Raw genomic sequence first — 14,264 nt, 5'->3', positions numbered from 1 at the left:
CAAGGGGATGGCGTCCGACGCATCAAGGAATCGCTTGTCGACCAGGTGAAAACCTGCAGCGAAACTCGGCGAAGGGGCAAAATCGGCATTGCTTTGCGACCCGCCTATTCACGAAGAGATATCGATCGGGTTGTCGATGGAAAGCGCTGTTCCGCCATCTTCCAGTTGACTGCTGGTTCGCGTTTGACAGCAAGGGAAGGGTAGAGGGACATGCGTATCCTCTATATCAATCATTACGCCGGCTCGCCATTCCACGGGATGGAGTATCGCCCCCATTATCTGGCACGTCACTGGGTACGTGCTGGTCATCAGGTTAGTGTCGTGGCGGCGAGCGCGTCGCATGTGCGCAGCAAGGCGCCTGAGATGTCCGGCAAGGTAAAAGAAGAGTCGATCGATGGCATCCGCTACATCTGGCTGAGGACGCCTTCCTATTCTGGAAATGGCTTGCGCCGGGCCGTGAACATGGCTTCCTTCGTCAATCGGCTGTATCGGATGCGATCTTTGCTGGCGCGCCGCTTTTCGCCTGATGTGGTGATTGCTTCCTCCACCTACACTTGGGATATTTTCCCGGCCAGCGCAATCGCTCGACTGAGCGGCGGCAAGCTGGTCTATGAGGTACATGACCTTTGGCCATTGTCGCCGATGGAACTGGGAAAGATGTCGGCTTTACATCCTTTTGTCCTCAGCCTGCAATTGGGCGAGGACTATGCCTGCCGGCGTGCCGACTCGGTTGTGAGCATGCTCCCTTTTGCTGACAAGCACTTGTGCGAGCGAGGCATGGTACGCGAGAAGTTTCATTACATCCCCAATGGTATCGAACTCGACGAATGGCAAGCTGAGGCAGGGGAGCTGCCGCTGGAGCATTGCGCAGTGCTTAAGGAATGTCGCGACAAAGGCAGGTTCATAGTCTGTTACGCCGGCACCCATGGTTTGGCTAACGCGCTTGATGGATTGCTCGATGCGGCGAAGCTGCTGCTCGACCATCCCGTGGACTTCGTTCTTGTCGGACAGGGGCCGGACAAGCAAATGCTGCAACGCAGAGCGCGGGAGCTGGGTTTGACCAACGTCCATTTTCTTGCTCCGGTTCCCAAGCGTTGCATTGCTGAATTGCTACGCGCAACAGACGCTCTGTTTATCGGTTGGAAGCGGCAGCCACTGTACCGGTTCGGCATCAGCCCCAACAAGCTGATGGATTACATGGCTGCTGGCAAGCCGATCATCAATGCAGCCGAGGTTCCCAATGATTGTGTTGCCGATGCCGGTTGCGGTTATAGCGTAAAGCCAGAGGATGCCCCGGCGCTAGCGGATGCGATAGCACGATTGATGCGATTGGCGGCGCCGGAACGGCAGCACATGGGACAGCTCGGAAAACGTTATGTCCATGCACATCATGACTACGCCGTGCTTGCTCAAAAATTTCTGAGTGTCATGCAAGCGGCACGGATGCCCAACAGCCTGGCAGGAGCGCCCAATGAGTAATAGTGAAAGCCATGCGGAAGTGAATGCGATCGTTTCGCGCTATGCCGTTCGGGATGCCAGAGAGGATGCGCAGCGTTACTCTTGGCTAAGGCCGGATGTGCACCTGGCCAGCATGGAGTCCGAACGACTGATGCTGAAACTGTTCGCGGAGGCAGGTTTAACTGATCTGTCACGAGTGTCTCTACTCGAAGTGGGGTGTGGCGGCGGCGGCAACCTGCTTCGATTTTTGCGCTGGGGTTTCGATCCCGCCAATCTGGTAGGCAATGAGCTGCTGCCGGCTAGCCTCGAAAGGGCACGCAGACACTTGCCACAGGAGCTGGCGCTGATTGGTGGAGACGCGTCGGAACTGGACTGCGAACCGTTCGACATCGTCTATCAATCGACAGTGTTCTCGTCGATCCTAGACCAGGGTTTTCAGCATAAGCTGGCACAGCGCATGTGGGACATGACTCGTCCGGGCGGCGCGATTCTCTGGTACGACTTCTGCTACGACAATCCGCGAAATCCGGATGTACGTGGGGTATCGATGCGGCGAATCCGGGAGTTGTTTCCCATGTCGTCTCCGGTAATGCGACGCGTCACATTGGCGCCGCCTATCAGCCGCGCCGCGACGCGGCTGTCGCCGCGCTTATACCCCGTGTTGAACGTCTTTTCATTTCTGCGTACTCATGCGTTGTGCTGGATACCGAAGCCAGCCGCAAGCGACGTGCATTCAGCCCAATAGATGGAGCCATGCCATGAATAGCCCATTTCTCCCCTTTGCGCTCCCCGATATTGACGAACGTGAAATCAACGCTGTAACTGAGTGCCTGCGCTCGGGCTGGATTACGACCGGCCCAAAAGCCAAGGAATTTGAACAATGCTTTGCCCGCTATCTCGATTCGAATGCGGAAGCCGTGTCAGTCAACTCTGCAACCGCTGGCTTGCATCTGGCGCTGGAAGCGCTCGGCATCGGGCCGGGAGATGAAGTGATTTTGCCGACGCTGACGTTCACGGCCACTGCCGAGGTCGTACGCTACCTTGGCGCTGATCCGGTGCTGGTTGATATCGATCCGATCACGCTGAACATCGATCCGTCTCGGATCGAGGGTGCCATCACGCGGCGAACCAAAGCGATCATGCCGGTGCATTATGGAGGCTTGGCATGCGATATGGACGAAATCATTGATATCGCCAGGGTCAACAAGCTTTATGTGGTGGAAGATGCAGCGCATGCTTTCCCTACCCGTTACAAAGGCCGCCTTGTCGGCACGCTTGACAGCGACGCCACCGTCTTCAGCTTCTATGCCAACAAGACGATGACAACCGGGGAGGGTGGAATGGTTGTGACCAAAAATCCTGAGATTGCGGAGCGCGTCAAAATCATGCGCATCCATGGCATCAGCCGGGATGTATTTGACAGATTCGTCTCAACCACTCCCAGCTGGTTTTACGAGGTTGTGGCACCGGGCTTCAAGGACAACCTGACCGATATTGCGGCGGCAATGGGCATCGAGCAATTACGCAAGATTGATCGGTTTCTCTTGCGCCGGGAGAGAATGGCTGCCCGCTACAACGAAGCGCTGGCCGACCTGCCGCTGGTCCTCCCGGCTGACGCGGACGGGGATAGCCAGCACGCGTGGCATTTGTATGTTGTCCGGCTGACGGAGGAGGCGCCCATAAGTCGTAATGAACTGATAGAGCATCTCTCCAGGCAGGGAATCGGTACCAGCGTGCACTATATTCCCCTTCATAGGCATCCGTACTGGCGCCAACGTTACGGACTGGAGCCGGACCAGTTTCCGGAGGCGGAAGCCGCTTATCAAAGCATGCTGAGTCTACCGCTTTATACCAAGATGACTGACGAGGACCAGACACGCGTCATCGATACCATGCGTGAACTACTATGCTGACGAAACGAATATTTGACTTCGTCGCGGCCCTGTCGGGCCTGCTCATCCTGTCGCCGATCCTCATCCTCATTGCGGCAGTCGTCAAGCTCGATTCGCCCGGGCCAGTCTTTTTCCGTCAGGAGCGTGTGGGGATTCACGGTAGCGTATTTCGTATCTATAAATTTCGAACCATGACGCTCAATGCCGAGGCGAAAGGACAACTCACTATCGGCGAGGATGAGCGGGTCACCCGCGTTGGCCACGCGCTGCGCCGCTTCAAGCTTGATGAACTGCCGCAGCTAATCAACGTGATACTCGGTGACATGAGTCTGGTTGGACCGCGTCCGGAAGTGGTTCGCTATGTCGCGAAATATCCGAAAGCGTTGCGCGATGCGGTGCTGTCGGTTCGGCCGGGCATCACGGATTGGGCATCGATCGAGTTCAAGGAAGAAAATGCAATTCTCGGGAAATCTCACGATCCTGAGCGAAGCTATGTTGAAACCATCATGCCAATCAAACTCGATTACTACGTCCGATATGTTCATGAGCGCAGCTTCGTAATGGACCTGAAGATTATCGGCCACACACTGCTAGCAGTCGCCAGTCTTCATAGAAAGCGCGATCCTTGAGTATGAACTTGATCCAGCTTTTTTTCTAGCCTTCCATCGAACCGGACTGTCTTCGTCGATCCGTCCATTGAAGTCATCGGCTGCCAGAACTTCCATGGCGTCTGATCAGCCGCAAGACGAAGCGCGGGAGACTTCATACGCTGTAAATAAGGTCGGGTTTTTAGTGTGGTCAAAAATATGAAAATCGTACCGAGATTCCTTCAATTTCTTCTCTGCGCAATTTGTTGTCGTACTCCGATTAAGAAAGGCGAATGATGAGCCGGGAAACTGATGTCACCATTGTAGGAGCTGGTCCATATGGTTTGTCGATTGCCGCGCATCTTCGAAAATATGGCGTGGACTTTCGCATTATTGGCAAGCCGATGCATGGATGGTTCGCCAATATGCCGAAGGGGATGTTACTGAAGTCCGCCGGCTTTTCATCCAGCCTATATGATCCGGATAGGAGCTTTCCGTTAAGGCAGTACTGCAAAGAGCGCGGCCTGCCTTATGAGGATATTGATTTCCCCATCCCGCTCGAAATTTTCTGCGATTACGGTCTCACCTTCCAAAAGCGTTTTGTCCCTACTTTGGAAGAAGATAACGTAGCGGCTATCACACCCTCTGGCCACCACTATCAAATTCGGCTGCAAGGCGGTGAGGTGTTTGTCACATCCAGAGTGGTAATCGCCGTGGGCCTGGATTACTTCCGCCATATTCCTGAAGAGTTGCAGTCCTTGCCTCCGGAACTGCTTTCTCATAGTGCCGAAAATTCGAATCTACAAAAATATCGGGGAAAGGAGGTGGCAGTTGTTGGGAGTGGATCATCCGCATCGGATATTGCCATTCTGCTGCATGAAAACCAGACAAAGGTGCAGCTGATTGCTCGCAAGCCGCAGATTAATTTCGGTAGTCCGTGGGGCGATGGTGCGAGATCCTTCTTGAACCAGTTGCGTCTGCCTATTTCCGGGATTGGCCCAGGATGGGAAAGCAAGATTTGGTGCGAAGTACCATGGATCTATCGTTATTTACCGAATGAAAAGCGAAGCGTGTATGCAAACAGGTATCTCGGCCCGTCTGGAGGGTGGTTCATGAAAGAGCGTGCCCGAGATTTGGCTGTGCTGTCAGGCTGTGAACTGATAGACGCGAGGGTGCATGATGGTCGTGTGCAATTGGAGCTGGCATCCATGGACGGCGTGCATCGATATATCAATGTGGACCATGTGATTGCGGCAACTGGATATAAGGCCGATGTCGGCCGTATACCGTTCTTGAGTGACGTGCTTGTCGACCGGCTCAAACTCATAGGCCGTGTCCCTGATTTGTCTGTGCATTTTGAATCTTCCATACCTGGGCTGTTCTTTACCGGGCCCATTGCGGCAACGTCATTTGGACCGGTCATGCGCTTTGCTGTGGGTGCCAATTTTGCATCGCGCAATATCGCCAAGCATCTTGCTCGGTCGCAGGGAAGGAGACGAAGCCGGAACAGACAAAAGCCTGGTGAAACGATGGTATCCCACCATACTTGAAAGAAAAGAGGGAACATGAATTTCAGTAATTGCCGGCCTGCCCGACACCTCGAAAATATGGTAGTCACGACGGTTCACGGCAGGCATGGCGATGCGACAGTGAGATTTCTTTGTGTCGATCGAATCCATGGCGGAGGACGGAAGTACATTTTTACCTGCCAAGCGTCACATTACGTGATTTCCGGTTGGCGCCAGGCTCATCATGCTAGTGTAAAACGGGAGTATGCCTGACAGGACGTATGATTGGCGGCGGCGGATTGCCGAACTTTGATCGTTGAAATTCATGGCTAGCGGTGAAGATTTCGTTGTGGTAGGAGCCAGAAGAGGCCTTCTAATCCAAGTGCTGCTCGCTCTCCATGCCTACACTGATGCAAATTGCATTGCGGTGTGCGCCCGTGGAACGCGCTATCTGCGCCTGACGCACCTTTGCTCCGGTCAACTGGAAACGGACTTCGATGGAGCGGAAGATGACCGGTTTGTGAATGCAGTGAATCAGCTTTGCGAAGCCATGCCAAACTTGGTGATGTTGTGCTCCGACTGTGAAGGCGCGCGTCTAATCAGTCGCGTGCGCCGTCGCTTAAACGTTCGCATTGCGCCTACTCCTGACGGTTCCATGCTGGATCGATTTGATAATAAATGGCGTTTTTATGAATTTTGCCGCGACCATGGCTTGCGAGTGCCAGAATCGCAATTGATAGAATCGAAGGAGAAGCTCAATTTCTCTGCCGTCGCGCAAAAGATTGGCTTGCCATTCATTGTGAAGCCGCTTGACCAGCAGGCTTCCACGGGAGTACACCTGATTTTCAATGAACTGGATTACCGGGGGCGCATTGTTGCCAATGATGCTTATCAATACGCCCCTCTCGTGGTGCAGCGCTTTATCAAGGGCGTTGACGTTGGTCTGAATCTTTTATCCATCCAGGGACAAGTCCAAGCAATCGCAATTCAGCAGCGCATCTATCCTCAGAACGACGAGGCGAAAATCATATTCATTGAAAACGATTACCTGGAGCAGGCGGCCTATACCATTTGCAAGGAAAGCGGATATGAAGGGGTCATGAATGTGGATGGGCGTATCGAAGAGCATACCGGGAATGTGTATCTTTTCGAATCCAACCCGCGTTACTGGCGCAGTCATGCAGCTTCAATCTGGTGCGGATTAAATTTTGTGGCCGAAAGCGTAACGCGGTTGCAGCCTAGGCCTGAGCCATGCGTCATGACTTCAGGCTGCGCCGATACCTTCTATCATCCTCTTTTTCGTCCCATGATCTGGCCTTATATTGCCTTTGGAGTTGGACTTCGCGGGCATATGTCACGCCTCATGATGATGGATCTTTGCTCGCTCGCGAGTCAAACGCGGGCAAGTTTAAAAAATCACATGAAAAAACGGGTACCTCCGAGTTCAATCATGGCGGAGGATGATGAACATATGAGCCGACTGCTAAAAGCATGTCGTTCTCACGGAAAGAATGCTTTTGATTCGGATGCGCATTGATTCAAGGAAGAAGCAATATCAAGTGTCGCTTGCCACGCGAAGTCGCAATAAATCTTACTTGCTGATTTCCGCACTCGGATGGTCTCCGAATGCGATCCCCAAGCATCTGGTCCGAAAAGTGCTTCTTATGAAGACCCATGGCGAACGACCATGGTGGTCTGGTTTTTGGCAATCAGACCAGGATCGTATGCGCCATGAAAAGGTGTAAGTGGTTCGTCTGCTTCGATGGCGCTCGATTTCGCCGTATTAACGCTGCGTCGATGATCTTTCTTGCCTTCCTGTTCGAGGTCCTTATTTTTTGAAGAACGATTTCATCGCAATGCGAGTGAGTTCATCATGTTGCTCGTACTCGCATGCTTTAGCATCCCGCAGAATGCTTTTGCTTGTCGTGCCTCGGGGCGTGCGTAGATGGCAAAGTATTGAACCATGCGAACCTGACCTTCTGCTAGAGGCAACAGCGCCAATTGTCGTCTTTTGATGGCGGCTTCGACACGCATCATCGGTAGCCACGCATAGCCCAAGTTCTCCATTACTGCAGCTTCTACCGTCACGATGCTGTTGACTTTCCATTGTATGCCGGCTGCGGCGAGCAAGTCCGGATTGGCCTCGCTCAAGCCACTGCGATCGGTCACGATTTGCACCTCGCGCTCGAGGTCTTCCTTGATCAACGGGCGGTTTAGCTGATGAAGCGGATGGTCTGGATGCGCGACGGGGACATATTTTGTTTCCAGCAGATGTTCGCCCAGGAATCCGGGCGGGATTCTGCATGCAATGCCCAGATCGATGGTTTGAGCGCAAAGATTTTCTTCAAGCCCCCGACTGCTCAACTCTGTAAGCCTGATTCGGCTGCTTCCATTTTCAAGCGAAAATTTCTTCAGCTTGGGGAGCAGCCAATCGATGAAAAAGTCAGATTCAACGCCGATAGCCAGGACAGGTCGAACGCTCAACCGTATCGATTCGGCAGTTCGCTCCAAAGCCGCTGCTTGAAGTAACAAGTGGCGCGCCCGTTCCAGCAGAAAATGTCCGGATTCAGTCAGTTCGGCGCGGCGCCCCTTATGCTGCAGCAGGCACATGCCCAACTGATCTTCCATTTTTGCAATCGTGTAGCTGATTGCCGGCTGGCTAACATTGAGATGGCTCGCTGCGTTAGCGAAACTTCCATGCCGAACAACCGCCAGCAATGTTCGCCATTGCTTCAAATCGGTCTGGAACCTCGGAATATGACCGGGTCCGTGTTCTTCTGCGGAAAGTGTGGCTTCGTTGTTAGTCATAGAGTGGACAGGCATACGTTCTTCTCCTTCATTTAAGGACACAGTCGCTTATCGGCTTGCACTGTGATGGTTTTCCTGTCTCGAAATGAACTGCAGCTTGCTCTCTTTTTCCTGTTGAGGGACTTAGTCTATGACGTCATGGTTAAAAAAGTGACATCATCCAGATAGGTTGTTTGATTTACATCACCTGCATTACGTGAAGCATTTCTCTTTTATAAGGTGTCTTTTAGAGAAGCTTCCATGTGTAAAGATGCTGTATGGATGCTATATAAATTTATCTTATAGATGCGTTTGTTGCAGATTGAATCGATAAAAAAATTTGGTTAAAACGGCTCTTGTCATCCGCATTTTATGAAATTGAGTTGAAACACGAAGGTAGAATTGCTTTCTGATTGCCTGCAGTCGTTTAGGAAAGACCGGTCGTTTAGAAAACTCGATTCGATGCGGCCGTTGTCTTCAGGAGACACCGACTTTGCATCAAGTAAGTCCAATTCAAACTATTCGTTGCCGACGGCTCACTGATTCAAATACAACTACGGCGACTGGGCAATACTTCTCCGTTGGCTTCAAGGAATGATTTTCTGCAATATGCAATGTAGCGGCTTTTTTAGCGGCATCACTAGTGTGGACCGATGTGGAACGTCTTCCTCTTTGCGGGTTAAAAGACATGAGTCGTTCCCGTCGGTAGTTCTGTTTTGTTTTTATAACGTAACGTGATTTTTTGCGAATGTGGCATCCTACATAGCAGCTGAGAGCAACTGACATGAGTTTGAGCCGCTATAAATAATTTGTATTTTCAGGCATCGAATTAAAAGCGCTGAGATGCAGTAGGCTCATACAACCAAATATCTTTTAATAAAAGAAGTTGTGCTTAATTTTGTTCTGGCTTATCTATTTTTTAAAAGTTGCTTCCATTTATGTTCAAACAAATGTCTCAAGCGCTTATTGATTCATGTGATTCTCGACATGGGCGGATACGAAGATTAATGTTGGTCTGTGCCGCATTGCTTCCAGAGCAAATTCAAACGGATTTGATACACAGCATGCATACCGTTAGTCTCGGCTGCATTCAGGGAGACGGGTCAGTTAACTCCCGCCGCGCGACTGAGGGAGAAGTCCGGAAAGCGTTATAGGCCATGGGAGTTTGACGTGAAGCGGGACACAAGGCGCACCGCTCGAAGAACTTGAGCACATCAGCGTTCAACTGCGGGATATCAATACATGCCAGGCAGCAGGGAATAGGCTGAAGCCGGATTATTGCCCTGAAGAGGCGTTACAATGATGAATCGCTTAACCTCACAGCCTGAATCCCCCGGCCAAGCGCCCGTTCTCCCGGAAAAACAGCCACCTTCGCCGCAGCCTGAACGCCCGCCGGTATCTGAGCCCGAACCGGAATTGCCGCACCCTGAAGAACCTACGCCGGAAGAACTGCCATTTCCGCCTCAATTTCCTATCGCCTAGAGAATCCGATCGGCAAATCCCTGGCTGGCATTTCCAATGGCGGCGTGTTTTGCCAACCTTGACACTGTCAACTGGGCCGCTTTGCCCAAGTTGTTACGCAGCACTTGGCCAGGGCAGGCGCGGTGGGCTTGAAGGTCATCCACCTTCGAAACGAACGCGAAGACGTTAATCCGTCCAAAGCGGATTTGCGCTTCATCAACACCTGCTTTTCCATAATCAACTTTACTTTACGTAAAACATGTGAATGAGGAAAGGTAGTCGCTTGCGATTGACAATGACAAATCGATAGCCTGCCGGGCGTTATCGCGCCGAGGCGGCTGCGTACAGGGGAGGGGAGAATGCAGGATGATGCGGTTCGGCTGAACGATGTCGTCATTACCTACGAACTTCTGGCACGCGGCGGGCGCATGCCGGATCTGCGCGCGGAGCGATCCGCTTTTACCCATCTGGCGCGACAGATGTCCTATGGACGAGGCGCCATTCTCGACGCGCTTTGCCAGCTGAACCTGAAGCTGTGCCGCGCCGGATCTTCCGGGGTCAGCCTGCTGCGCGGCGCCGGGCGGGATCAATACTTCGTCTGGGAAGCGGTGGCCGGCAAGCTGCAGAAACAGCGCGGCAGCCGGCTGAGCTGGAACAGTCCCTGCGGCTTCGCGCTGGAACGGAATTCGGCCCAGCTCTTTCATTATCCCGACCGTTATTTCACCTGCATCCGCGACATGGAAGTGCCGGCGCATGAATGCCTGGTCGTGCCGCTGTTCCGCGAAGCTCACCAGTCCTATGGCGCCATCTGGGTGATGTCGCATGATGACACGCGGCAATTCGACCGTGAGGATCTGCGCATCGTGACCGAACTTGCGGCCCATGCCACCAGCGCGCTGCGCATACAGAGCAGCCAGGGCGCGTGGGAAGGCGAGGCTTGAGCGGCAGGCGTGGCCTGTTCCGCTGCAGGAACGCGGGAACGTTGGACTTCGGCGAGCGTCCATAAGGAATCGACAACATTGCCCCGGCTGCGGGGCGTCGCCGTTCCGGAGGACGATTTCATGAAACGCATTCTCATGTCCTGGCTGCTGCTGTTTGCCTGTATCGCGGTTGCCTTGCCCGAAGCGCAGGCGCAGCGCATGGGCGGCAAGCGGTCGACGGGGCGCCAGTCCTCTGCAATCAACCGGCAGGCGGTGCCGCCTGCGCCGTCACGGTTGCCGCCGCAATCCCAGCCCCAATATGAACCACCGGGCCGCTATGCCAGCCGGCCTGCGCCGGTACCGACCGCCCCCTACGGTCAGGCCTTGCCGCCGCAGCGCATGCCGCAGCCGGTGCCGCAGCGCCAGGCCAGTCCATGGGGCGGCGTGATGGGCGGCCTGCTGGCGGGCATAGGACTGGGCTCGCTGATGTCCCATGGCACGGCAGGTGCCGCGCCGGGATACGGCCAGGGCTATGGCGACGGCGGTGGAGAGGGCATCTCCTTCCTCGGCCTGATACTGATCGGTCTCGTCATCTTCCTCGTGATCCGCTTCCTGCGACGCCGTCGCTATTGAGCAGGGCAGAGCCGCCGCATTGAGCGGCATCCCTGCCTCGATCAACCCGCCGTCTTGTCAGCAAAACGGCGATCGAGGGTTCAAATGCGCCGTGCGCTGGCAGCGTCCGGATGAGCGCGGCGATTGCGCGCCTCCACATCCAGCCCGCCGCAGCGCTCCATGATGTCGGCCGCCGCGGCCAACTGGCGCTCGTCATCCATGGCCACGGTCATGATGTAATTGCCGTTCCAGATGGGCGTCGAGTTGTTGTAGGCGTCCGTACGGTCCGCGCCGCCGGGAAGAATTTCGCGCACCAGGCTGCCGCCGGTCGGGCCGTGACCGGTGTCCTTGTCGTCCAGATAGCCGTTGCCGACGACCGGGCCGGCCTCGTCGCCGGTGGCGGTCAGGTCGATACAGTCTCTGGGAATGCCCATTGCCAGCAGTTCATTGCGTGCCCGCTCGGCGTTTTCGGTGAGGTCGAATACCCTGACGAGGGTGGTAGCCATGATGATTCTCCTGTTAATGTCATGATCCGGCATCCAGGCTGCCGCCTCGACGCCGCAGTGACGGATGCGCTTGTTCTGTATAGGTGGCCAAGACAGCCCAAAGTTCGGCCCCGGCCCGGATAAAATTGCCGGTTCACCCATCGCGGTCCCACCAGTCCCATGACAGAGGCTGGCCGAACCACGAGGGCTTTCCATGGTCACTCGGGATGACCCAAGGACACGACACGAACAGGCAAAGGACAAGCGCATGCAAAACGAGGTTGATCAGCTGAACGGCGACATCGACCCTGGCGAGACGGCCGCGGACGACGCCCCAAGCGAGGTGGACGGCCTGGCGGCTGAACGCCATGTGGAACAGCAGGGCGCCGACCTGGTGAAGCAGGATGGCCGGGTGCTGGTGCGGTTCGCGGGCGAGGTCGTCATCGGCCCGGAAAAGCTGCGCGTGCCCTATGACCTGGTGCCGCCTACCGGCGTGCTGGCCAAGGCTGGCAAGTGGCGCAACATGAAGCCGGAAGCGCGGCTGCAGCTGGTGCAGGAGCGGGTGAATGCGAAAGTCGCTTCCGCATTGCATGCCAAGGTGCAGGACTTCGCCATGCTGATTGCGGAGCAGGCGGCGGATTATGGCCTCGATCCCATGCCCTTCCTGCGCTCCCTTGCCGTCAAGGAAGTGTCGGAGCCGGTCGACCATGTGATGGGCCGCATCGAGCAGCGCCTGGAGCATGCGGTCGAGCGGCAGCAGGAAGAGGACAGGGCGCTGCGCACCCGCCAGAGCATCAACCTGGCTGAATATCCGGAGTCTTTCGAGATGGCGCGGCGCCTGCCGCGCAAATTCATTGCCTTGCTCGGCCCGACCAACTCCGGCAAGACCCACCAGGCGATGGAAGCGCTGGCCAAGGCCAGGAGCGGCGTCTACCTGGCGCCGCTGCGCCTGCTGGCGCTGGAAAATTACGAACGCCTGCTGGAAGCACGGCCGCACGGCGAGCCCCTGAAGGTGAACCTGGTGACGGGCGAGGAGCGGCGCATGGTGGAAGGCGCCACCCATGTTGCCAGCACGGTGGAAATGCTCGATACCAAGACCCGCGTGGATGTGGCGGTGATCGACGAGATCCAGATGCTGGCCGACCGCGACCGCGGCGCTGCCTGGACCGCGGCGGTATGCGGGGCGCCAGCTACCACGGTTTATCTCGTCGGCGCACTGGAAGCGCGGCGCGCCATCCATGCGCTGGCCGAGCGCATGGAAATCCCGCTGGAAGTGCACGTCCTGAAGCGCAAGGGGCCGCTGTCGATGGAACACGGGCCGGTGCGCAAGCTGCGCAACCTGCGACGGGGCGACGCGGTGATCGCCTTCTCCCGCCGCGAGGTCCTGATGTGGCGCGATCTGATCACCGAGGCCGGCTTCTCCGTCTCCACCGTCTATGGCAATCTGTCGCCGGAAGTGCGGCGGGCGCAGGCGGCCCGCTTCCGCGAGGGCGAGGCCGACATCGTGGTCGGGACCGATGCGATCGCCATGGGCTTGAACCTGCCGATCGAGCGGGTGGTGATGACCAGCGTCAGCAAGTTCAACGGGGTGGAAGAGGAAGAACTGTCGGCGGCGCTGGCGCGCCAGATCGCCGGCCGCGCCGGCCGCTACGGCGTGCACGAGGAAGGCTTCGTCGCCGGCTACGACGAAGAAACCCATTACGTCATGCGCTCCTTGCTGCAAGAGCGGCCGGCGCCGGTGCCGCTGGTGGGTTTCGCGGTGGCGCCGACGCTGGAGCATCTGAACCGCATCGCCTCGGTGACGGGCGAGCAATCGCTGTCCAAGCTGTTGAAGCGCTTCGCCTTCAATATCGATGTGCCGGACGGATTCTTCACGCCGCGCATCACCGAGGAACAGGCGGAACGGGCACTGTGGCTGGACACGCTGCCGCTGTCGGTGGCGGACAAGTTCACGCTGTCGCTGGTGCCGGTATCGTCACGCGTGCCTTCGCTGCACCAGGCCTGGCAGCAGTGGGCGAGGGCACTCGCGCGCAAGCATCCCTACCTGCTGCAGCGCCATGCGGAGCTGCAGAACTGGAATCACAATCTGCAGGAAGTGGAGGACAGCTGCCGGCTGTTCTCGGCCTATGCATGGCTCGGGTATCGCATCCCGGCGTATTTCCCGGACATCGAACTAGCGCAGCGGCTGGCGCGGGAGGCGTCGGAGCGGGTGGATGGCATCCTGCAATCGCAGAATGCGACGATGAGGAAGAAGCGGAAGCGATTTTGATCAGAAGACCAGGGAAGCGTTGACGTCGATCGGCGCCGCTGCTCTCTGGCAGAGCGGCGTTCAACTCAGAAAATACCTATGGGCAGCGGCGTGGATTCACCGCCTTGTCTGCTCGCCGACTAGCCGCAGCGCCATTTCAACGGTCGTAAAGCAAATAAAACCCCGGCGGCTTTGGATTGACCGACGGTGGATCGTGCATGGGCCGTGATCACTTGCCAGCAAGCTTCACCAGTGCGTTCATCTACGATGGTGCAGCCGAGCACAGTTAAACCCTATCCATGGCGG

At 56.0% G+C, this 14,264-nt stretch carries 11 protein-coding genes; 9 read left to right on the top strand and 2 right to left on the bottom strand.

Going from position 1 to position 14,264, the window contains the following annotated elements; all coding sequences use genetic code 11:
- Positions 1–210 precede the first annotated feature (210 nt).
- The 6 genes from CHB88_RS09800 to CHB88_RS09775 all read left to right on the top strand — a co-directional run bounded on the left by CHB88_RS09800 (position 211) and on the right by CHB88_RS09775 (position 6,982).
- Positions 211–1,479, top strand: coding sequence for a glycosyltransferase family 4 protein (locus CHB88_RS09800; RefSeq protein WP_089399129.1), 1,269 nt, complete (start codon positions 211–213; stop codon positions 1,477–1,479).
- Positions 1,472–2,203, top strand: a complete 732-nt coding sequence (locus tag CHB88_RS09795; protein ID WP_089399128.1) for a class I SAM-dependent methyltransferase — start codon at positions 1,472–1,474, stop codon at positions 2,201–2,203. Before CHB88_RS09800 ends, CHB88_RS09795 begins: the two co-directional genes overlap by 8 nt.
- A gap of 13 nt (positions 2,204–2,216) precedes the next feature.
- A complete protein-coding gene (locus tag CHB88_RS09790) occupies positions 2,217–3,371 on the top strand; it encodes a DegT/DnrJ/EryC1/StrS family aminotransferase (protein ID WP_089399127.1) in 1,155 nt (384 codons plus the stop codon).
- The gene (locus tag CHB88_RS09785) at positions 3,368–3,979 is read left to right on the top strand and encodes a sugar transferase (RefSeq protein ID WP_217900148.1); all 612 of its coding nucleotides are present in this window, start codon (positions 3,368–3,370) and stop codon (positions 3,977–3,979) included. The genes CHB88_RS09790 and CHB88_RS09785 overlap by 4 nt, the downstream gene beginning before the upstream one ends.
- Before the next feature lie 251 nt (positions 3,980–4,230).
- Positions 4,231–5,487: an NAD(P)-binding domain-containing protein gene (locus CHB88_RS09780; protein WP_245844865.1), complete on the top strand. Its 1,257-nt coding sequence runs from the start codon at positions 4,231–4,233 to the stop codon at positions 5,485–5,487.
- Positions 5,488–5,770: 283 nt separating this feature from the next.
- Positions 5,771–6,982, top strand: coding sequence for an ATP-grasp domain-containing protein (locus CHB88_RS09775; protein WP_089399124.1), 1,212 nt, complete (start codon positions 5,771–5,773; stop codon positions 6,980–6,982).
- 311 nt (positions 6,983–7,293) lie between these two features.
- On the opposite strand, the gene CHB88_RS09770 is transcribed toward CHB88_RS09775, so the two are convergent.
- On the bottom strand, positions 7,294–8,268 hold the full coding sequence (locus CHB88_RS09770; RefSeq protein ID WP_089399123.1) for a LysR family transcriptional regulator: 975 nt from the start codon (positions 8,266–8,268) through the stop codon (positions 7,294–7,296).
- A 1,784-nt stretch (positions 8,269–10,052) separates the two neighbouring features.
- On the opposite strand from CHB88_RS09770, the gene CHB88_RS09765 reads away from it, so the two are divergent.
- Complete coding sequence (locus tag CHB88_RS09765) at positions 10,053–10,634, top strand: GAF domain-containing protein (protein WP_089399122.1); 582 nt, start codon at positions 10,053–10,055, stop codon at positions 10,632–10,634.
- Between the two features lie 120 nt (positions 10,635–10,754).
- Complete coding sequence (locus CHB88_RS09760) at positions 10,755–11,246, top strand: hypothetical protein (RefSeq protein WP_143131203.1); 492 nt, start codon at positions 10,755–10,757, stop codon at positions 11,244–11,246.
- An 80-nt stretch (positions 11,247–11,326) separates the two neighbouring features.
- Here the strand turns inward: CHB88_RS09760 and CHB88_RS09755 are convergent, their stop codons facing one another.
- Positions 11,327–11,731 carry a hypothetical protein gene (locus CHB88_RS09755; RefSeq protein ID WP_089399120.1) on the bottom strand — a complete coding sequence of 135 codons (405 nt, stop codon included), beginning with the start codon at positions 11,729–11,731 and terminating at the stop codon, positions 11,327–11,329.
- 247 nt (positions 11,732–11,978) lie between these two features.
- On the opposite strand from CHB88_RS09755, the gene CHB88_RS09750 reads away from it, so the two are divergent.
- A complete protein-coding gene (locus tag CHB88_RS09750; protein ID WP_089399119.1) occupies positions 11,979–13,979 on the top strand; it encodes a helicase-related protein in 2,001 nt (666 codons plus the stop codon).
- Positions 13,980–14,264: the final 285 nt, after the last annotated feature.

The sequence above is a fragment of the Noviherbaspirillum humi genome, assembly GCF_900188095.1.
GTDB classification, from domain to species: Bacteria; Pseudomonadota; Gammaproteobacteria; order Burkholderiales; family Burkholderiaceae_D; genus Noviherbaspirillum; species Noviherbaspirillum humi.
Note: the sequence above shows the minus strand (reverse complement) of the source record. Positions and strands in the feature narration are given on the sequence as shown.

Bases quoted from the DNA above. Each gene is read 5' to 3' on its own strand.
- CHB88_RS09800 (WP_089399129.1), top strand. From the start codon at position 211: ATGCGTATCCTCTATATCAATCATTACGCCGGCTCGCCATTCCACGGG.
- CHB88_RS09795 (WP_089399128.1), top strand. From the start codon at position 1,472: ATGAGTAATAGTGAAAGCCATGCGGAAGTGAATGCGATCGTTTCGCGC.
- CHB88_RS09790 (WP_089399127.1), top strand. From the start codon at position 2,217: ATGAATAGCCCATTTCTCCCCTTTGCGCTCCCCGATATTGACGAACGT.
- CHB88_RS09780 (WP_245844865.1), top strand. From the start codon at position 4,231: ATGATGAGCCGGGAAACTGATGTCACCATTGTAGGAGCTGGTCCATAT.
- CHB88_RS09775 (WP_089399124.1), top strand. From the start codon at position 5,771: ATGGCTAGCGGTGAAGATTTCGTTGTGGTAGGAGCCAGAAGAGGCCTT.
- CHB88_RS09770 (WP_089399123.1), bottom strand. From the start codon at position 8,268: ATGCCTGTCCACTCTATGACTAACAACGAAGCCACACTTTCCGCAGAA.
- CHB88_RS09765 (WP_089399122.1), top strand. From the start codon at position 10,053: ATGCAGGATGATGCGGTTCGGCTGAACGATGTCGTCATTACCTACGAA.
- CHB88_RS09760 (WP_143131203.1), top strand. From the start codon at position 10,755: ATGAAACGCATTCTCATGTCCTGGCTGCTGCTGTTTGCCTGTATCGCG.
- CHB88_RS09755 (WP_089399120.1), bottom strand. From the start codon at position 11,731: ATGGCTACCACCCTCGTCAGGGTATTCGACCTCACCGAAAACGCCGAG.
- CHB88_RS09750 (WP_089399119.1), top strand. From the start codon at position 11,979: ATGCAAAACGAGGTTGATCAGCTGAACGGCGACATCGACCCTGGCGAG.